Source organism: Frankia sp. AgB1.9 (assembly GCF_016786355.1).
In the GTDB taxonomy this organism is placed as follows: Bacteria; Actinomycetota; Actinomycetes; order Frankiales; family Frankiaceae; genus Pseudofrankia.
Map to the genome: position 1 here is coordinate 1 of NZ_JADWYX010000120.1, position 18,049 is coordinate 18,049.

Annotated in this window: 18 protein-coding genes; 11 read left to right on the forward strand and 7 right to left on the reverse strand. The window is 74.5% G+C overall.

Translation table 11 applies throughout. From position 1 onward, the window contains the following. The coding region (locus tag I6A60_RS33345) for an AAA family ATPase (RefSeq protein WP_238436784.1) at positions 1 to 1,082 on the forward strand (1,082 nt) is incomplete at its 5' end. 21 nt (positions 1,083 to 1,103) lie between these two features. Here the strand turns inward: I6A60_RS33345 and I6A60_RS33350 are convergent. After that, positions 1,104 to 2,156, reverse strand: coding sequence for an alpha/beta hydrolase (locus tag I6A60_RS33350; protein ID WP_203015247.1), 1,053 nt, complete (start codon positions 2,154 to 2,156; stop codon positions 1,104 to 1,106). A gap of 56 nt (positions 2,157 to 2,212) precedes the next feature. Beyond that, complete coding sequence (locus tag I6A60_RS33355; protein ID WP_203015250.1) at positions 2,213 to 2,731, reverse strand: MarR family winged helix-turn-helix transcriptional regulator; 519 nt, start codon at positions 2,729 to 2,731, stop codon at positions 2,213 to 2,215. Between the two features lie 102 nt (positions 2,732 to 2,833). Here I6A60_RS33355 and I6A60_RS33360 point away from each other — a divergent pair, with 102 nt between their 5' ends. Together I6A60_RS33360 and I6A60_RS33365 are read left to right on the forward strand one after the other, a co-directional pair. After that, positions 2,834 to 4,354, forward strand: a complete 1,521-nt coding sequence (locus I6A60_RS33360) for an MFS transporter (RefSeq protein ID WP_203015253.1) — start codon at positions 2,834 to 2,836, stop codon at positions 4,352 to 4,354. Between the two features lie 69 nt (positions 4,355 to 4,423). Continuing rightward, positions 4,424 to 5,248 (forward strand): SMP-30/gluconolactonase/LRE family protein, encoded by an 825-nt coding sequence (locus I6A60_RS33365; RefSeq protein ID WP_203015255.1) that lies wholly within the window; start codon positions 4,424 to 4,426, stop codon positions 5,246 to 5,248. 51 nt (positions 5,249 to 5,299) lie between these two features. On the opposite strand, the gene I6A60_RS33370 is transcribed toward I6A60_RS33365, so the two are convergent. The 5 genes from I6A60_RS33370 to I6A60_RS33390 all read right to left on the reverse strand — a co-directional run bounded on the left by I6A60_RS33370 (position 5,300) and on the right by I6A60_RS33390 (position 10,355). Next, on the reverse strand, positions 5,300 to 5,836 hold the full coding sequence (locus I6A60_RS33370; RefSeq protein ID WP_203015256.1) for a hypothetical protein: 537 nt from the start codon (positions 5,834 to 5,836) through the stop codon (positions 5,300 to 5,302). Positions 5,837 to 5,842: 6 nt separating this feature from the next. Beyond that, positions 5,843 to 6,547: a TetR/AcrR family transcriptional regulator gene (locus I6A60_RS33375; RefSeq protein ID WP_203015259.1), complete on the reverse strand. Its 705-nt coding sequence runs from the start codon at positions 6,545 to 6,547 to the stop codon at positions 5,843 to 5,845. A 339-nt stretch (positions 6,548 to 6,886) separates the two neighbouring features. Beyond that, entirely contained in the window at positions 6,887 to 8,380 is a 1,494-nt protein-coding gene (locus I6A60_RS33380; RefSeq protein WP_203042662.1) for a protein kinase, read from the reverse strand. A gap of 8 nt (positions 8,381 to 8,388) precedes the next feature. Then, positions 8,389 to 9,267, reverse strand: coding sequence for a LysM peptidoglycan-binding domain-containing protein (locus I6A60_RS42235; protein ID WP_238436785.1), 879 nt, complete (start codon positions 9,265 to 9,267; stop codon positions 8,389 to 8,391). A 95-nt stretch (positions 9,268 to 9,362) separates the two neighbouring features. Further along, positions 9,363 to 10,355 (reverse strand): LuxR C-terminal-related transcriptional regulator, encoded by a 993-nt coding sequence (locus I6A60_RS33390; protein WP_203012005.1) that lies wholly within the window; start codon positions 10,353 to 10,355, stop codon positions 9,363 to 9,365. 809 nt (positions 10,356 to 11,164) lie between these two features. On the opposite strand from I6A60_RS33390, the gene I6A60_RS33395 reads away from it, so the two are divergent. Genes I6A60_RS33395 through I6A60_RS33430 form a run of 8 tightly spaced genes read left to right on the forward strand, consistent with a single transcriptional unit; the run spans position 11,165 to position 18,002 of the window. Continuing rightward, the gene (locus I6A60_RS33395; protein ID WP_203055782.1) at positions 11,165 to 13,918 is read left to right on the forward strand and encodes a nitrate- and nitrite sensing domain-containing protein; all 2,754 of its coding nucleotides are present in this window, start codon (positions 11,165 to 11,167) and stop codon (positions 13,916 to 13,918) included. Further along, positions 13,902 to 14,294: a roadblock/LC7 domain-containing protein gene (locus I6A60_RS33400; RefSeq protein ID WP_013425682.1), complete on the forward strand. Its 393-nt coding sequence runs from the start codon at positions 13,902 to 13,904 to the stop codon at positions 14,292 to 14,294. Before I6A60_RS33395 ends, I6A60_RS33400 begins: the two co-directional genes overlap by 17 nt. 9 nt (positions 14,295 to 14,303) lie before the next feature. After that, positions 14,304 to 14,681: a DUF742 domain-containing protein gene (locus I6A60_RS33405; protein ID WP_013425681.1), complete on the forward strand. Its 378-nt coding sequence runs from the start codon at positions 14,304 to 14,306 to the stop codon at positions 14,679 to 14,681. After that, positions 14,662 to 15,282, forward strand: a complete 621-nt coding sequence (locus tag I6A60_RS33410; protein WP_203022644.1) for an ATP/GTP-binding protein — start codon at positions 14,662 to 14,664, stop codon at positions 15,280 to 15,282. Before I6A60_RS33405 ends, I6A60_RS33410 begins: the two co-directional genes overlap by 20 nt. Positions 15,283 to 15,285: 3 nt before the next feature. Beyond that, positions 15,286 to 15,555: a hypothetical protein gene (locus tag I6A60_RS33415; protein WP_203022643.1), complete on the forward strand. Its 270-nt coding sequence runs from the start codon at positions 15,286 to 15,288 to the stop codon at positions 15,553 to 15,555. A 2-nt stretch (positions 15,556 to 15,557) separates the two neighbouring features. Next, positions 15,558 to 16,202 (forward strand): hypothetical protein, encoded by a 645-nt coding sequence (locus I6A60_RS33420; RefSeq protein ID WP_203022642.1) that lies wholly within the window; start codon positions 15,558 to 15,560, stop codon positions 16,200 to 16,202. Next, entirely contained in the window at positions 16,195 to 17,028 is an 834-nt protein-coding gene (locus tag I6A60_RS33425) for a hypothetical protein (protein ID WP_203022641.1), read from the forward strand. Before I6A60_RS33420 ends, I6A60_RS33425 begins: the two co-directional genes overlap by 8 nt. Further along, positions 17,010 to 18,002 carry a thioesterase domain-containing protein gene (locus tag I6A60_RS33430; protein WP_203022640.1) on the forward strand — a complete coding sequence of 331 codons (993 nt, stop codon included), beginning with the start codon at positions 17,010 to 17,012 and terminating at the stop codon, positions 18,000 to 18,002. The genes I6A60_RS33425 and I6A60_RS33430 overlap by 19 nt, the downstream gene beginning before the upstream one ends. Positions 18,003 to 18,049 lie beyond the last annotated feature (47 nt).

The window sequence follows — 18,049 nt, forward strand, 5'->3', positions numbered from 1 at the left end:
CCGATCTGCGGACCCGGGCCCGGGGCGGGCTGGCGCGGCCCACGCCACCCGGCCCCCCGGGGCAACCGCCCGGGGGGCCCTTCGCCGTCCCGGTGGCCGGCGGTGCCGCGCTGCGCTACCGCTTCGGCGCCGTCGAGGTGCGGTCCGACGTCGCCCTGCCCGGCTACGACAGGTACCTGACGGGCGGCGACGACGACCGGGACGGCGGGGGGGACCTGCTGACGGTCGTCGTGCGCGGCACCTCGGTGCCGGCGCCGCGGGGGGCGCTGCTGACCCGGTTGAGCACCCGGCGCGGGCCCCTGGAGGTCCACGCCGCGGCCGGCACCGACCGGGTCGTCACGCCGGAGGGGCTCGCCGCCTACACCCTGCGGTCCGATAGGCAGGTCAGCTGGCATCTGCCGTCCGGTCCGCCGAGCGAGGCCGAGGTGGACTACCTCGTCGCCACGATCATCCCGTGGGCGCTGGCCTGCGGGCCGGGTACGCCGGTGCTGCACGCGGCGACGCTGGTCGGCCCGGCCGGCGCCGTGCTGCTGGTCGGCCGGTCCGGGGCCGGGAAGTCCACGTTGAGCACGGCACTGCACCGCAGGCTCGGCTGGCCGCTGCTCGGGGATGACGCGGCGGTGCTGCGCCTGGCCGGCGACGAGGCGCAGGTGCTGTCGTGCAGCCGGGAGGTCAGGCTCTGGGACGACGCCGGGGAGCTGCTCGGCCTCGGCGGTGGCATCCCGCTGCCGCGCTACGGATCGAAGAGCCGCCATTCCGTCGGTGGGGCCGCTGATTGCCCGGTGCCGGTGGCGGCCGTGATCCGGGTGGACAGCCCGGCGGAGCCCGGCCCCGGTGACGACCGGCCGACCGGTGGCGCCACGTCGGCGGCGCTCGCCGTGATGCGTCCGGTCGACGGTCTGCTGCTGCTGCGCGCGGGCCTGATGCGCACGTCGCTGATCCCGGTCGGGGACGCCGCGCGGGAGTTCGGGTTCCTCACCCACTGGATGCGGGGCGTGACCTTCGCCGCGCTGGACTACCCGCACCGGCCCCCCGCGCTGGACGAGGCCATCCGGCTGATCGCCGACTTCACCCGGCCGTGATCGCGAGCTCGGCCCGCCCGGCTACCGGGCCAGCAGCCGGGTGAGCCACTGCAGCCGGACGGCCTTGGCCTGGCGGGTCAGGGCCGCGTGCGGGGCGAGCAGGTCGAAGCCGTGGAAGGCGCCGGGCCAGACATGCAGCTCGGCCTGGCCGCCGGCCCGCCAGAGCCGGGCCGCGTAGGCGACATCCTCGTCGCGGAAGGTCTCGGCGGAGCCGACGTCGATGTAGGCCGGGGGCAGGCCGGACAGGTCGGTGGCCCGGGCGGGCGCGGCGTACGGCGAGACGTCGGCGCTGCCCGCGGCGTCGCCGAGCAGGGCGCCCCACCCCGTCGCGTTCGACGACTGGTCCCAGACACCGCGGCCGGCCAGCTGGATCGCCGACGGCGTGTCGTTGCGGTCGTCCAGCATTGGCGACATCAGGACCTGGCCGATCAGCGCCGGTCCGCCGCGGTCGCGGGCGAGCAGGGCCAGCGCCGCCGAGAGGCCGCCGCCGGCGGACAGGCCGGCGACGAGCAGCCGCTCGGGGTCGCCGCCGATCTCAGCGGCGTGCGCCGCGGTCCAGAGCAGGCCGGCGTAGCAGTCCTCCACCGGGGCCGGGTGCGGGTTCTCGGGCGCGAGCCGGTAGTCGACCGAGACGACGACGAGCCCGAGATCCTCGGCCCAGTCGAGGATGTCCGGCAGCCCGGAACGGGCGTCTCCAATGATCATGCCGCCGCCGTGCGCGTGGTAGATCACCGGCTGGGCCGCGGCCGGGTCGGCCCCGGCGGCCTCGATCGTCGCGGCCGTCGGCCGGCAGACGAGCAGCCCCACGTCCGGCGCGCCCGCCGGGCCGGGCACGGCCACCTCGCTGATCGTGAAGGCCTCGCCGCGGGCCAGCTCGTCGTTCGTCGGTCCGAGCTGAGGGCCGCCGCGCATCAGCGGGATCATCTCCGGCGTGATCGCCGTCGGCAGCACACCGGCCAGCGCCTCCAGCGCCGCGGCCATCTCCAGGTCGAACGGCGGCGGCGCGCCGAGGGGCCCGAGGCCCGAGTCCGGCTCGGCTCCTGGCGAGGGCGTGCGCGGTGTCGCGGTCGTCATGCCGAGAGTTGTAGCGCGCCGCCGCCCCGGCAGGCGACCAGATCGCCGAGGCGAGCTCAGTCGCCGAGGGCGCGGGCGAGCAGGCCGCGCAGAACGGTGCGCTCGGCGGGGGTGAGGTTGCCGAGGACGCGGTGCTCGACGCTGTCCATCGCCTCCTCCGCGCGGGCCACCGCGGCGGTGCCCGCCGGGGTGCGGTGGACGAGGTGGCGGCGCCGGTCGGCCGGGTCGCGGCGGCGCTCGACCCAGCCGGCCGACTCGGTGCTGTTGAGTAGCAGCACCAGGATGTTCGCGCCAAGGCAGAGGTACTCGGCCAGCTGCTGCTGGGGTACGCCGTCGTCCTCGTGGAGCTGGTTGAGCAGCACGAACTGCTTGAGGCTCATGCCGAGGATGTCCTCGCTGGCGGCCTGGTAGACCTGCCGGCTCAGCCGCGTCATCAGGACGAGCCCACCCGGGCGCTTGGCGTCCACCGGAGCAGTCTCGTCACTTTGAGTAACCAGGGCGGTCGGGGTGGCCGTGCTGACCGGAGTGTCCGGGTCGACCGCACTCAGGTCGACGGGACTCATCGAGAGTGCCATGGCCGTCCGAGCGTAACATGACCATGTCAATCAAGATCTGTTGATGGTTATCTGCACGGGGTGTTACCTGCCTTGAGATAGTCCCGCTATAGTGACTATCTCATGAGCGAGATTAATCCGACGGCGGGACCGGACCCACGCCGATGGCTGGCGCTGATCGTCGTCCTGCTGGCCCAGCTGATGGTCATGCTCGACACCACGGTCGTGAACGTCGCGCTGCCCGCGATCCAGACCGATCTGCACGTCAGCCAGGCCGACCTCACCTGGACCCTGAACGGCTACCTGATCACCTACGGCAGCCTGCTGCTCGTCGCCGGGCGGCTCGGTGACCTGATCGGGCGTCGTCAGCTGTTCCTCGGCGGCATCGCCGTCTTCACCGTGGCCTCCATCGGCTGCGCCCTCGCCGACTCGGTGGCGACGCTCGTCGCGGCCCGGTTCGTGCAGGGGGCCGGCGGCGCGTTCGCGTCGTCCTCGGTGCTCGCGATCGTCGTCGCCGAGTTCACCGACCCGGCCGAGCGCGCCCGCGCCATCGGCCGCTACATGCTGGTGTCGATCGGCGGCGGGTCGCTCGGCCTGATCGTCGGCGGCCTGCTCACCCAGGCCATCAACTGGCACTGGATCTTCGCGATCAACGTGCCGATCGGGATCGTCGCGCTGATCGGCGGGGTGCTGCTGCTCGACCGGCGCCGCGGCGTCGACGGCGCGAACCGGCCCCGGATCGACGTGCTGGGCGCCGTCCTCGTCACGGCGGCCCTGATCATCGGCATCTACGCGATCGTGCGGGCGTCGGACGTCGGCTGGGGCTCGGCCCGCACCCTGGGAACCGGGGCGGTCGCCGTCGTGCTGCTCGCCGCCTTCGCCGGCTGGGAGGCGCGCGTCGCCGACCCGATGCTGCCGCCGCGGGTGCTGCGCCAGCGCAGCCTGATCGCCGGCAGCGCCGTGCGCGCGGTGATGGCTGCCGGCATGTACGGCTTCTTCTTCTTCGGGGCGCTCTACCTGCAGCGGGTGCTGGGCTACGGCGCGGTCGCGACCGGGGCCGCGTTCCTGCCGCAGACGGGGGTCGTCGCCGTCATGTCGCTCGGGTTCGCCCGGTGGCTGACCACCCGCCTGGGGCCGTACCGGGTCCTGGTCGCCGGCATGGCCATCATGCTGGCGGGGCTGATCCTGTTCGCGACCGCCGGAGTGGGCACGCCGTACTTCCCGCGCATGCTGATCGTCACCCTGCTGCTCGGCCTCGGCGGCGGCGGCGCGTTCGTCCCGCTGACGACGCTGGCGCTGGCCGACGTGCCCCCGGCGGACGCGGGCCTGGCGTCGGGCATCGTCAACGTCTCCATGCAGGTCTCGGCGGCGATCGGCCTCGCGGTGTTCGGCACGGTCGCGGCGGGCCGCACGGCGAGCCTGACCAGGGCCGGGCGCGATCCGGTGTCGGCGCTGGTCGGCGGCGACCGGCTCGGTCTGGTGGTCGCCGCCTGCTGTGTCGCGGCCGGCATCGTGCTGGCAGCGGTCCTGTTGCGGCCCGGACACACCGTGGCGGCGGCGCCCGAGCCACCCGCGCCCCCCGCCACGCCAGCACCGCGGGTGGGCGACGAACTGACGGCCGGCTCCGGCGAGGCCGTCCGGTAGCCCGGCCGATGAGAACGGGCGCGCCCGCCGGTCGGTCGTCGTGACGCTGTCCAACGAAGGAGCGGTCGCGTGCGGGTGTTGCGGGAAGGCATCGTGTTCGGCGAGTCGACGAGGTGGCACGACGGGCGGGTCTGGTTCTCCGACTGGGGCGCCCATCAGGTCGTCGCGGTGGCACCCGACGGCGCGCACGAGGTCGTGGTCGGCGTGCCGTCGTTCCCGATGTGCATCGACTTCCTGCCGGACGGCCGGCTGCTCGTGGTCGACTCGGCGCACCAGCGGCTGCTGCGGCGCGAGGAAGACGGTTCGATGGTCACCCACGCCGACCTGGCGTCCGTCGCGACGACACCGTGGAACGAGATCGTCGTCGACGCGGGCGGCGCGGCGTACCTGAACAACATCGGCTTCGACTTTCCGGCCGGCCAGCCGAAGCCCGGCCTGGTCGCGCGAGTCACACCCGACGGCGACGTCCGCGCGGTCGCGGACGACCTCGCGTTTCCCAACGGCATGGCGATCACGGCCGACGGCGGCACGCTGGTCGTGGCCGAGTCCCACGCCAACCGGCTGACGGCCTTCGCCATCGGCCCGGACGGCGGCCTGACGGACCGCAGGGTGTGGGCGGACGCCGGCGGCGACCATCCGGACGGCATCTGCCTCGATGCCGAGGGGGCCGTCTGGTACGCCGACGTGGCGAACCGGCACTGCGTGCGCATTCGCGAGGGCGGCGAGGTGCTCGGCACGGTCGAGCTGGACCGGGGAGCCTTCTCCTGCACGCTCAGCCGAGGACCGGAGCCTGAGCTGTTCATCGTCGGTCAGCGGTACGGAGGGCCGGCGGGGCCGCCGTCCGGGCGGCTCGTGGCGGTCCCGGCCCCGGCTGGCGGCGCCGGACGGCCGTGAGCCGGTCCCCGCCGGGGCCCGGCTCGCGACTTCCTGGCTTCGTGGGGCGGGTCAGTGCAGCAGGAGGACCCGCAGCAGGATGAGGGCGACGCCGAACGCGCCCGAGACGAGGCCGTAGGCAAGCGAGGCCCAGGGGCCGCTGCCGCTCTGCCGGCCGGCGATCTCGCCCCACAGGATCAGCGCGCCGACGCCGGTCCACATGCCGGCGAGCGACGCGGTCTGCACCGAGGCGCCGGCGGCCGCCGCGAGCAGGACCGCGAGCAGCGGGACGAAGGACGCGGTCACCAGCGACCACTCGTGGGACATCGTCTCGGCCAGCCGGCGCGGCCAGCCCCGACGGCCCACGCCCTGCTGTGAGCCGAGGAACTCGGCGTACACGTGGGCGAGCCAGTAGATGAGCACGGTGACGAGCTCGGCGTAGATCAGGTCGCGCAGCGTCGTCTGGCGTTCCGCCTCCACCGCGAGCACCGAGTCGGCGAGGACCGTGCCGTAGATCGACCCGGCCGGGTTGCGCGCGAGCAGCAGCAGGCCGGCCCGCCAGCCATGGCGGTTCTCGACCGGCCGGTCGAGGCGGTCGTGCGTGTCCACGGCCGGCTAGCCGCGCGGGCCGCGGTCGCCGATGCCGAGGGCGTTGATCCAGATGCGGGTGAGCGCCTCGATGGCGGTGTCGGGGTCGGCCTCGACCGGGTCATGCGCGTTGAACAGCAGCTCGGCGAAGTAGGCGACCATGCCGCCGAGGGCCTGGGCCGCGTAGTAGGGCTCGACGGCCGGGTCGGCCAGGCCGTCCGCCTGGAGCTGGCGGATGCGCCGCTCGATGGCGTGGGCGAAGGCGTCCTGGCGCTGGAAGCGGATCCGCCAGACCTCGACGTCGATCGTCGCGACCTGGTGAATCACCCGCATGATCCCGGCGTTGGCGGCGTAGGCCCGCAGGTAGTGCTCGTTGGCCGCCCGGATGCGCTCGACCGGGTCGTGGTCGGTGTCGGTCGAGGGTTCGACGGTGAGCAGGTCGAGCTCGATCGAGTCGACGAGCGTGCGGAAGATTTCTTCCTTGGAGACGAAGTACGTGTAAAAGGAGCCGTGTGAAACGCCGGCCTCGTCGCAGATGTCCGCGACCCGGGCCTGCAGGAAGCCGTCGCGCTCGAACACCACCCGGGCCGCGTCGAGCAGCTGGTCCCGGGTCTGCCGGCCCCGGCTGGTGCGCCCGGTGCCGCGCCGCTTGCTCCTGGGCGCGCCCTGCCAGCCCCGGGTGGCGTTCGGGATGGCCGGCCGTTGCTCGACGCGGTCGGTTCCTTCGGACACGGTGGATCCTTTCTGGGCGACACGAACCGTGTGGGCACGGCTGCCGCTGCCTGTCCGCGCTGGACAGGATCTTGCTCATCGTAGTGAGGGTGCCCGCGCAGGGGCGTACGCCGCTCTCGGGCGCGGAAGGTCGGCCACGGCGTCGAGGGCCTGCCGGCCGGCCGTGTCGTCCCAGGGGTCGGCCCTGCCGCGGGCTCCCCTGACGGGGCTGGTCAGGGGATCGGAGAGGCTCGAGGCAGGGCCACCATCGACAATACCTATTAATGAAATCGACATCAACGTAGAAAACCTATGAATGTGTCAGTTCGCCGATCTCGACGGTCGCGGCGATGGTGGTGCTCAGCTGACGGGGACGCGTTCGGCTATCCGCCAGCCGGCGTTGGTGCGGACGAGGGTGACGTTGCTGTGGGCGGGGGCACCGGCGTCCTGGTGGGCGAGCACTGACCCGTCGGCGCCGAGGAAGTCGTAGGCACCGGTCTGCTCGGTGACCACCAGCCAGACCTGGTCCGCGCTGGTCTGCTGGACCCGCAGCGCCAGGATGCGGGTGGTCAGCTGGGAGACGTGCGCCCCCCTGCTGGTGGTGTCGTGCATCAGCGCCAGATCGGCGTTGTAGACCGCGCTGCCGTTCTGGTCGACTTCGTCGAGCGCGGCCGGGTCCGCCTGCTGGAAGGCCTGGCCGCGGGCGGTCTCCAGCCCGGCGAGGATGCCGGTCCAGGCCTGCTGGGCCGACTGGCTCGGTGGCGCCGCGGCACCGGAGCCGCCGGAGGGCCTGGCGAGGTGCGCCACGACGGTGGCGATGACGGCGACGGCGACGACCGCCGCCACGACGGTGGCCGCCCCGACGGCCAGCTGCCGGCCGGACGGTCGACGGCTGGTGCGCGCCGCCCGCGCCGTGGGCCCGCGTGGCGCCCAGGTCAGGCTTACGGGCGCGTCGGCGGCGCTGTCCTCGGGTTGGCGTGGCCGCGGGGGGCGCGGCCTGGGAGTCGGGGACGGCCCCGCGGGAGCCGCTGGCCGGGCGCGAGCGGGTGGCGCGACGGGAGCGGCTGGTGGGGCGGGAGTCGCTGGTGGAGCGGGCGTGGGTGGCGCGGCGGCGAGCTGGACCGGGAGGGGCCGGGTGCTGTGGGCCAGGGCGTCGGCGAGCTGGGCGGCGGTCGGCCGCTTGGCGGGTTCCGGCACCAGCGCGGTCGCGGCGACGACGGCGACCGCCGCGGCGTCCGGGCCGGCGGCGCCGCTGATCGCGTCGCGCAGCAGGCCGGCGAGGGCGTAGACGTCGGCCGGCCCGGTTACCGGGTCAGGCCCGGGCCGCGGGACCGCGAGCTCGGCGATGCCGACCCCGATGAGGTGCGGCCGGCCGTTCGGCTCCAGCAGGATGTCGGCCGCCGTGAGGCTGCCATGGCCGAGGCCGAGTGCGTGCGCCGCGGCGAGCGCCTGCGCGATCGGAAGGCCGATGGTGACGGCCTCACCCGGCTCCAGCTGCGCGCGTTGGGCGAGCAGCCGACGGAGGCTGACCGCGCCGGGGACCGCGGCCGAGACGACGGCGAGGCCGCGGTCGGTCTCCAGGACGGCCAGAACGGGCACCAGATGGGCGTGGTTCAGCGACGTGAGCCGGCGGGCAGCGTCGGTCGCGTTCTCCCGGTCGGCCGGGCCGGCCGGGATCCGGGTCAGCCGGACCGTGCAGGGCAGGTCGCCGGATTCCCACGTGCCGGTCCAATCCTGGCCGACGCCCGCGTCGCCCGAGGACGGGCCGAGGGCCACCACCCCGGGCACCGACGGTGGCGGGTCGGCGGGGCCGGTCTGCGGGCGTTGGCCCGTCTGGGCGCGCGGCGGCGGCATCGGACCGGTCAGGCCGCTGCCGGCGACTGCAGCTGCTCACCGGGGTGCAGCAGGTTCGGGTCGGAGCCGATCATGGCCCGGTTGGCGTCCCACCACCGCGGCCACTCGGCCGCGATCTGGGCGTCGGTCGCACCCGGGCCGAGATGGCGGGCGGCGATCGTCCACAGCGAGTCGCCGCGCTGGACGACCTGGGCGGCGCTGGACGCCGCCGGCGCCGACGGCGCGGGAGCCGCGGCGGGTGCCGGCGCCGACGTGGGCGTCGCGGTGGGTCCCGCGGTGGGCTCGGCTGTGGGCCCCGCGGTGGGCACGGAGCTGTAGGGCGGGGCCAGATTCGGCCAGCCCGTGTTCGTCGGGGCCGCGGCCTGGCCGCCGGCGGCGGGCTCGGCGGCCGGTGCGCTGTCGACGACCGTCGGCGTCCACGGGGTCGGGCTCGGGGTCGGGGCGGCGGTGGGCTCGGCGGTGGGCGCGTCGGTCGGGCTGGCGGGGGTCGTCGGCCGGACCGGGGTCGTCGGGCGGCCCGGCATGGTCGGCCGGGCCGGGGTGGTGGGCGCGGTGCTGTTGGTGGGGGAGTCCGGCGTCGTCGGCGTGGGCGTCCGGGACGCGTCCGGGGTCGGCGCGACGCTGGGGGCCGGCGCGTCGGTCCCGGCGGCGGCCGGGCTGCTCGCGGACGGCGAGGCGACCGGCGTCAGGACGAAGGCCGGGATGGTGATGCTGGTCGGGGCGTCGTCCGGCGTGCCCGCCGGCGCCGTGGCCGTCGGCGGGGGCGGGGTCGGCGAGACGTCGGCCGCCGAGGCCGGCCCCGCCGTGAGCAGGCCGGTGGCCGCCGCGACGCCGCCGGCCAGGGCGGCCACGAGGACGGGATGCTCGGGTCGCTTCGTCGTTCTCATCCTCGTCAGCCTCGCTTTGCGTCGTGGGTCATTACGCTGTGTCGGGGTCATCGCGCCACCGTTCCGGGGTGGCCGCCGGCCGCCAGGTCATCGATTCAGGCTGACTGCGACGGAGGGAGGAGATCGCCGGCCTTGACGACCAGCTCGATCCTGCTGCTGGCGTCGTACTTCGCCATCAGCTCGCTGATCCGCCGCTGGACGGTGCGTTCGGAGTAGCCGATCTGGGCGCCGATCCCCTTGTTGGTGGTGCCGGCGGCGATCAGCTGGATGATCTGGCTGTCCTTCTGGCGCTGGCGGAACTCGGCCGGGTCCGACGGGACGAGGTGCTCCCCGTCGGCGAACAGCGCGTCGATCTGCTGGGCGTAGAGGGCGACAGTCGGCGGATGCGTGATCACGAGCGCGCCGCTGCTGAGGTCGTTGGGTAAACGCTGGACCAGGATCGACTCGTCGTCCTTGAGGACGGCGCGGTACGGGACGTCGGGGTTGGACCGGACCCAGCCGAGCGGAGGGAGCCGCCCGGCCGCGCCGCGCCGCGCCGCCTCGATGCACTCGGGCGTCCAGACGCTGCTGAGCTGGACGCCGCGGCCGGCCGCGCGGATCATCGCCTCGATCACCGGGGTGTTCTGCCCGAAGCTCATCAGCCCGGCCAGCATGAACCGCAGGCTGTGGGTGGCCTGCTCGATGAGCTCGACGATCCGGACGCTCACGTCGGCGTGGCTGATCATCTCGCTGCCGTCGCCACCGACCAGCTTGCGGGTGCCCTGGCGGTGCATCGACGGCAGGTGGCTGCGCAGCAGGTCGGCGCGCTGCCGGGCCCGCGCGGCGGCGGCGGTGGCCTGCTCGGCCTGCTCCTGGGCGTGCAGAGCATCGAGCCAGGCCGCGAGGTCCTGTGCGACCCACGTGCCGCCGACGCAGCGGACCTGGCCACGCTCCGTCTGGGCGCGCAGCTCGGCCTCCACCTCTTCGGAGGTGGTGCCCAGCAGCTCGGCGATGGCGTCGGCGGACGAGAACGGGTGCAGCGCCACCTGCTCCCAGATCGCGAGGCCGGTGGGGCTGAGGCCGAGGAACCCCAGGTCCAGGTCGCTCACTTGGTGCTCTTCTACGAGTCGTTGTGGTCTGGTCTGGTCCTGACGAACGTCGGTGTTGCGTCGCACCGGGCTCCGGGCAGGGGACGGTGTTAGCCGGCCCACGGCCAGCTGCTCGGTGTGCGCGGACGGTACCGCGATTGCGCCGGTCGGTGCTATCCCTATGGTCCGTAATTGGCGTGGTCAGGACAACCTGGCGTGATCGCGCCACGTATGGGTCACTGCGCCCCGTACACGGCGTGTCGCGTGGCGCGCTGGCGACGTGGGAGCAGGTCGTTCCTGGGTTGGGTTTGTCGTGTTTGTCGGCGTCAGGCCCTTGGCTGTCGCGGCTGCGGCATGGGATTGGCGCACGGCTCGGGCGCTGACGCCGGAGGTGGCCGGTTCCTGTCAAACGTTGCGTCATCACGAAGAGGCCTGACGCTCCGTGCCGTCTATCGGCGAAAGCGGTGAACTGGGCTCCTTCCGAGGCCGTCCGGCGACGGGTGCTGAGGGTTCGCCGCGGCTGGCGCCGTCCGTCGTTTTGGCCGTCGGCGGCCGTGCCCGGGTGGCGGGGTCACGCCACGTCACGAAAAGTTGGCGGACTCTGGCCACATCCGCGACCTATGCGCACGTTTGGTGACCGGTTATGTTCGGCCACGCCGGGGCCGGCTTTCGGCACCCACGCGGTGGTCCCCCATCCGTGTAGGCGCCAGCGGCCATAGCCCCACCGAGACCATTCCTGTCGCGGCTCGGGACTCCTTCGACCGTCTGCGGTCGGCTCCGGCATTGCCTGCCCGATTTGCGGCATTTGCGTGCCGGTGAGGGGAGTGGACATGGAGCGATGGCCGGTTCGGTACCGGCTCGCCGCCGCGTTGGTGGTGCCGCTTCTCACCGTTGTCGCGCTGAGCGCGTTCCTGATTGCCGCGCAGGTGCGCACCGCGCACGCGGCCTCCAGGACGAGGTCGGCGGCCGAGCTGACGATCCAGGTCAACCGGCTCATCCGGGCGCTGGGGCAGGAGCGGTACACGGCTTCGACGTGGGTGGCCTCGGCCTACCGCGTCGGCTCGGCCGACAACTCCGCGGCCCGCCCGCCCGTCGACAAGGCCTTCGCCCAGGTGCAGGCCGCCAGCTTCCCCGACGACCCGCGGCTGCGCCTCGCGCTGGGCACGGCGGAGAAGCAGATGGGCCAGCTGTCCGTGGTGCGCAAGAGCATCGACGCGAAGACGGCCGGCATCAGCGGGGTCGGTGACACCTACAACGGCATCGTCGCGGCCTGGCTCGGTGTGACCGCGGCCCAGGTCGGCGTCGGTACCAGCGACCAGGAGGTGGCCCGCACGGTCACCGCGCTGACCGCCATCTCGAACCTGACCGAGCAGGTCGCCCAGCAGCGCGGCTACGTCGCGCTGACGGTGTTCCTGCACGACCAGGTCGCCGACAACGTCGCCCGGATCCGGGCCGCGGTCGGGGGCGAGGCCGCCTGGATGTCGCAGTTCAACGCCGCGGCCGACAGCGGGCAGCGCCAGTTCTACGACCAGCAGGTCGCGCCGGCCAGAACCCCGGCGGTCGCGATCCGGGACAAGGTGCTGACCGAGGCCCAGTCCGGCCAGGCGATCGACATCGACCCCGAGGTTTGGAAGGCCACGGTCACCACGGAGATCGACCGCCTCCGTACCGTCGAGCAGCAGATCACCACCGATCTGACCAACCGAAGCAGCTCGCTGGCCTCAGCGGCCACCGCGCGGGCCTGGCTGGTCGCGCTCGCCGCCGCCGCCATCATGGCTGTCGCGATCGGCGTGTCCGTGGTGATCGCCCAGCGGCTGGTCCGCCAGCTGCGGGCGCTGCGGGAGGGCGCGGTGGCGGTCGCCGAGGAGCGGCTGCCCGCCGTGACGGCCGCGATCCGGGCCCGCCGGCCACTGGCCGAGGACTTCGACGACGGCTCCGACCTGGAGTCGGACGACGAGATCGGCGACGTCGCCCGGGCGCTGCACGACGTCTACACCGCCGCCGTGAACTCGGCGACGGAGGTCGCGGCCCAGCACTCGCTGTCCTCGTCCATGCGAAACCTGGCCCGCCGCAGCCAGGCACTGATCCACCGCCAGCTCAAGCTGATCACCGACCTGGAGCGTGACCAGCAGGACCCGGACATGCTGGAGCGGCTGTTCCGCCTCGACCACCTCGCGACCCGCATGCGCCGCGAGGTCGAGGGCCAGATCGCGCTTTCCGGCGGCCGGCCGTCCCGGGTGTTCCGCTCGCCCGTCAAGGTGATCGACTCGATGCGGGCCGCGGTCGCCGAGGTCGAGTCCTACACCCGGGTCGAGGCGTCCACCACCGTGGACGACCGGCTCGTCGGCCCGGTCGTCGGCGACCTGATCCACCTGCTCGCCGAGCTGATCGAGAACGCCTGCCAGATGTCCCCGGAACGCACGCCGGTCCTGGTCACCAGCAGCAGGGTCGGCACCGGGGTCGCCGTCGAGGTGGAGGACCGCGGCGTCGGCATCGCCCCCGCGACGATGGCCGAGCTCAACCGCCGGCTGGCCGACCCGCCGCCGTTCAACTCCGAGTCCGAGGGCGACAAGCTGGGCCTGTGGGTCGTCGCGAACCTCGCGGCCCGCCACCAGATCACCGTGCAGCTGGCCCGCAACCCGTACGGCGGCGTCACCGCCATCGCGCTGCTGCCGTCGAACGTGCTCGCCGAGGCCGACCTCGTCGCCGCGCCGGACGTGCCGGACGACGAGCCGCTGAAGGCCGCGCTGGCCCGGATGAACGCGTTCGACCGGCTGGACATGGTCGGCGCCGGCTACGAGGAGCCGCCGCTCCCGCCGATGCCGATCCGCGGCCGGCCCGGTGAGGAGGTCTGGCCGAGCGGCCAGTACGAGGAGCCTCGACCGGTCGACCGCCCTGACGACCGACCGTTCGACCGGCGGCCCAGGCCGCTCGTCGACGCCGACGACGTGCCGGAGGCCGCGGTGGTCCGAGCCGCCTTCTTCGCCCCGCCGCCCGCGCGCAACGGCGCCCCCAACGGCGCTCCGAACGGTGCTCCCAACGGAGGGCCGCACGGCGCTCCGAACGGTGCCCCGGCCGGAGCGCCCGGCGGCCGGACGGACGGGCTGCCCGTCTTCGACATGGTCGCCGCCGACTGGACCCGCGGCCCGGTGCCGGTGGCGCCCCAGTCGCCGCCGACGGCTCCCCTGCCGGCCCCGCCGCCGGCAGCCCCGAGGGCAGTGCCCCGACCGGTGGCGGTGCCGCCACCGCCACCGCCGCCCCCACCCCGGTCGGTGCCACCCAGGCCTGTCCCCGCGGCGCACCTGCCCGTCCCCGTTCCGGACCTCCCGGCTCCCCGCGCGGTCCGGCCCGTACCGGGGGACCCGCCGCTGGGCCACCTGCCCCATCGGCGGCGAGGCGCGAACCTCTCCGACGCGCTGCGGGGCGGCCGCCCGGTACCCGCGCCCGGCGGCCCGGCCCGCAACGAGCCCGACCCGGACAAGGCCCGACGGCTGGTGACCTCGTTCCGTGCCGGTTTCCAGCAGGGGCAAGGACTGCCCGCGGCCCGCGATGACGAAAGGACTGGCGATGCCACCCACCGGTAACCTCGACTTCCTGCTGAACGACCTGGAGCGGCGGATCGCCGACGTCCACTGGGCGGTCGCGCTGTCGGCCGACGGACTGCAGCTCGCGCGGTCGGCGGCGCTCAGCCGGGAGGGCGGCGACCAGATCGCCGCCGTCGCCTCCGGCTTCCGCTCTCTGGCCCTCGGCGCGTCCCGGTACATGGACGGCGGCGACGTCCGCCAGACGATCGTCGAGATGGACAGCGGCTACCTGTTCGTCTCCGCGATCGGCGACGGCGCCTGCCTGGCCGTCTCCGCCGCCGGGACCGCCGACCCGGGGCTGATCGCCTTCGAGATGGCGCGGCTGGTGACCAGGGCTGGTCAGGCGCTTACCCCGCCGATCCGCGCGACCGCTTAGGAGCGTGCGGTGTCCCGGGGCGACGACGAGCTGCCCGAGGAGGAGGCCGGTCCGGTCGTGCGCCCGTACGCCGTGACCGGCGGGCGGACCCGTCCCACCTCGACGCTGGAGATGGTCGCCCTGGTGGCCACCACCAGCCGGGGCCTGGGTGCCGCGCGCAGCCCGTCCATGCCTCCCGAGCAGCGCGAGATCGCCTTCCTTTGCCGCCACCTCCAGTCGGTGGCGGAGATCTCGGCCCATCTCGACCTGCCCCTGGGCGTCGCGCAGGTGCTGGTCGCAGACATGGCCTCCGCCGGCTTCGTCGCGGTGCATCGGCCCGAGCGCCCCGACTGGCGGCCCGACTCCGAACTGCTCCGAAAGGTCCTCGATGGCCTACAGCGGCTCTAGACCAGACACCGAGCCCACCACCATCCCCCTGAAGATCATCGTCGCCGGCGGGTTTGGCGTCGGGAAGACGACGTTCGTCGGGTCCATCAGCGAGATTCCCCCGCTGCGGACCGAGGCGCACATGACGGCGGCCTCGGTCGGCGTCGATGACACCTCCAGAGTCGCCGGCAAGACGACGACGACGGTGGCGATGGACTTCGGCCGGATCACGCTGCCCGAACAGGATGTCGTGCTCTACCTGTTCGGCACGCCCGGCCAGGACCGCTTCTGGTTCATGTGGGACGAGCTGACGCTCGGTGCCGTCGGCGCGGTCGTGCTCGCCGACACCCGGCGGCTGGAGGACAGCTTCGCGGCGATCGACTTTTTCGAGGACCGCAAGCTGCCCTTCGTCGTCGCGGTCAACCAGTTCGAAGGCGCGACCGTCCACCCGCTCAGCGACGTCCGTGGCGCGCTCGACATCGACCACCCGATCCTGACCTGCGACGCGCGCAACCAGCCGTCGACCCGGTCCGCGCTCATCGCGCTGGTGGGCCACGCCCTGGAGGCGACGCTCGCCGAGGAGGCGCGCGCCGCCAACAGCCCACTCCCGACGAGGAGCTGACCCATGCCGTCTGCGCCGTCCCGCCGCGCCCTGATCACCGGTGCCGCGGCCAGTTCCGCCGCGGTGACCACCGCGGCGGCGGCTGGCGCGGACGGGCCTGACCACACGCCGGCGCAGGCCTCCGGGGCCTGGGCGATTCTGGTGGTGCTGGCGCGTGACGCGGCCCTGACCCCGCCGCGGCGTCGCCGCACCAGTCGCCACACGATTCGCCAGATCAGTCGCCAGACCAGTCGCCAGAGCACTGTCGCGCGGCTCACGGCGGAAGGGTGCTGACCGTGGCCGCCACCTGGCTGGAGACGGTCGAGGCCGAGCTGTACGTGGACCGGGTGCACCTGATCCGGGCCGGCCTGCCGCCCGGCACGGTCCTGCCCGCCGTGACGGTCCGGATGCCGCCCTACACGGCCGGCGGCCTCGCCCACCTGGTCGACGACTGGAACACCATCTTCTCGATCATGAGTGGGTGCGCCTCGCCATGGCTGGCCCTGGCCCAGGCGCTGTTGCGGGCCGGGCGGGACGCCCTGCCGCGGGCCCGGGACGTGCCCGAGCTGGTCGACCTCGCCCTCCCGCTGCCCGACGGCGGCGACGACGAGCCGGGGCTGGAGTTCGAGGTGGTGGTGGACCGGCGCCAGCTGATTCAGGCCGAGTACCCGGCCGGCACCCTGCTGCCCGCCGTCGTCGTCCGGATGCCGCCCTACGTCGCGGCGATGCTCGCCCACATCGTCGACCAGTGGGCCGCTATCGGGGGCATGCTCGGCGCGCCCGGCGCGGAGTGGGTGCCGGCGGCGCAGGCGCTGCTGACCGCGGCCCGGGTGGCCGCGCCCGCCGGCGCCGCGTCCGGTGAGCTGGGCGACCTCGTCCACCACCCGCTGGCCGGCGAGCGCCGCGGCGGCATGGTGACGGGAGGCGGCGGCGATGCGTGACCTGCGCGTCGACCCGCTGGTCGCGCGCCTGCTCCCGGCCGACCTGCTCGACGAGCTGCGCTGCGGCCCGCACCCCGGCCGGTACCGGTGCCAGATCTGCCTGGAGGATGGGGACCTGGCCGGCGGCGACCCGACCTCGCTGGTCCTGCGGCGCTACCCGCAACGCCGGGTGCGCCGGGTGCAGCTGATGCACGCCGGCTGCGGCCCGTCGGCGGTGACGGTGGCGCCCCCGATCCTGACGGACGAGGAGCTCGCCGGCGGGCGGACCGTTGTGTACGCGCACCTCGTCGACGGCGGGCTCGCCGCGCTGGCGGGCTGCCGGCCCGAGCCGATCCTGGTCATCGATGACGACGACGACCTGATCATGACCGACCCGGCCGTGCACCGCGACCCGGCGGCCCTGCTGCCCGGGGAGGTGGTCGACCCGGTGCTGTCCCACGCCCTCGCGACCGGCCTCGCCCTGCACACCTCGCTGCGCGACCAGCCGCCACCGGTCGCCGGCTGGTCGGTGCGGATCGGCCCCCGTCTCCTGGACCTGGTCCATCCGCGCGGCGGCGGGGTCGGGATCGAGCGGCTCCCGCACACCATCCCCGCGGAGTGGCGCGCCGCCGTGCGCGCCCGCGGCAACCGAGTGACCCTGCTCATCGGCCGGATGGGCCTGTCCACGGCCGTCCGGGTCCCCTACCCGTCTCCCGCCAGCCCGCGCGCGCGGGCGGCCACACCTGGGTCGTCCGCCGCGGCCGCCGCGTTCGCGGTCGCGAAGGCCGCCGGCCTGGGCCGGGTGGCGGCGGGTTGCGTCGGCGTCGAATGGACCCGGCCCGTCTGACCCGAGGCCGTCCCGCCCCGCTGTTCCTCGTCGGCGGGCTGGAAGGGCCTCCACACCCGGGCCTGCCGCTGGCGGGCGCCCTCGGCCCTGAGGTGCCGTGCCGAGGTCTGGACCTGCCCGGCCGCGGCGGTGAGCGCCGCCCGCTCGACGACGTCCTGGCGATGGCCGTGCACCAGCTGCCCAGCGTGCTGGCGGCGCAGCCGTTCGGGCCCTACCAGCTCGCCGGCTACGGCTCGGGCGGCCTGGTCGCCTACGAGCTGGCCCGGCTGCTGCGTGGCCTCGGCCAGCCGGTCCGCCCGGTGATCCTGCTCGACTCGGTGTTGCCGCTGGCCGGCCATCCGCCGTTGTCGACCGACTCGGTGCTCGCGGTCCGCGAGCTGGCCCGGATGCGGCACCTGGCCTGCGGCTGGCAGGGCGCCTGCCGCTGCGGCGTCGACCACGGCGCGCCGCTGGCCGCCCAGGGCGCCCGGATCGCCCGCGCGCTGGGAGCCGGCGACCCGAACCGCTACGAGGAGCACATCCTCGCCGCGATCGACGTCTACACCGCGGCGCTGCGCGCCTTCGCGGCCTACCAGCCGGGGCCGTCGGACCTACGGGTCGTCCTGATCCGGTCGGCCGACTGGTCGAACGTCTGGGGGCTGCCGTCCCAGATCGCCCGGCACACCTCGCCCTGCCTGGGCTGGGAGCGCGTCCCGGTGGCCGGGCTGCGCCTGCACGTCGTGGCCACCGACCGGCCGGGCCTGTTCACCGGCACCGCGCTGCACGACGTCGCCGGCATCGTCGCCCACTACCTGACCGGTCGGCCGGCCGGGCCGGACCGGCCCGCCACGCCGCTGCCGGAGGCATCGGCGGTCCTGCGGTGGCCACCCACGGTCACCGCGGCCCCGACACCGGGGCGGGCCGCCCTGCCCGCGGCGGTGGGCCGGCGCGGGCAGGCGGCCTGGCCCGACGACCTTCAGGTCAGCGTGTCGTAGCCCAGGTGGCCCAGCCGACCCCGCTGCGCGCGACCTGGCATGATCGC

Bases quoted from the DNA above. Each gene is read 5' to 3' on its own strand.
- I6A60_RS33350 (WP_203015247.1), bottom strand. From the start codon at position 2,156: ATGACGACCGCGACACCGCGCACGCCCTCGCCAGGAGCCGAGCCGGAC.
- I6A60_RS33355 (WP_203015250.1), bottom strand. From the start codon at position 2,731: ATGGCACTCTCGATGAGTCCCGTCGACCTGAGTGCGGTCGACCCGGAC.
- I6A60_RS33360 (WP_203015253.1), top strand. From the start codon at position 2,834: ATGAGCGAGATTAATCCGACGGCGGGACCGGACCCACGCCGATGGCTG.
- I6A60_RS33380 (WP_203042662.1), bottom strand. From the start codon at position 8,380: ATGCCGCCGCCGCGCGCCCAGACGGGCCAACGCCCGCAGACCGGCCCC.
- I6A60_RS42235 (WP_238436785.1), bottom strand. From the start codon at position 9,267: ATGAGAACGACGAAGCGACCCGAGCATCCCGTCCTCGTGGCCGCCCTG.
- I6A60_RS33395 (WP_203055782.1), top strand. From the start codon at position 11,165: ATGGAGCGATGGCCGGTTCGGTACCGGCTCGCCGCCGCGTTGGTGGTG.
- I6A60_RS33400 (WP_013425682.1), top strand. From the start codon at position 13,902: ATGCCACCCACCGGTAACCTCGACTTCCTGCTGAACGACCTGGAGCGG.
- I6A60_RS33410 (WP_203022644.1), top strand. From the start codon at position 14,662: ATGGCCTACAGCGGCTCTAGACCAGACACCGAGCCCACCACCATCCCC.
- I6A60_RS33415 (WP_203022643.1), top strand. From the start codon at position 15,286: ATGCCGTCTGCGCCGTCCCGCCGCGCCCTGATCACCGGTGCCGCGGCC.
- I6A60_RS33425 (WP_203022641.1), top strand. From the start codon at position 16,195: ATGCGTGACCTGCGCGTCGACCCGCTGGTCGCGCGCCTGCTCCCGGCC.
- I6A60_RS33430 (WP_203022640.1), top strand. From the start codon at position 17,010: ATGGACCCGGCCCGTCTGACCCGAGGCCGTCCCGCCCCGCTGTTCCTC.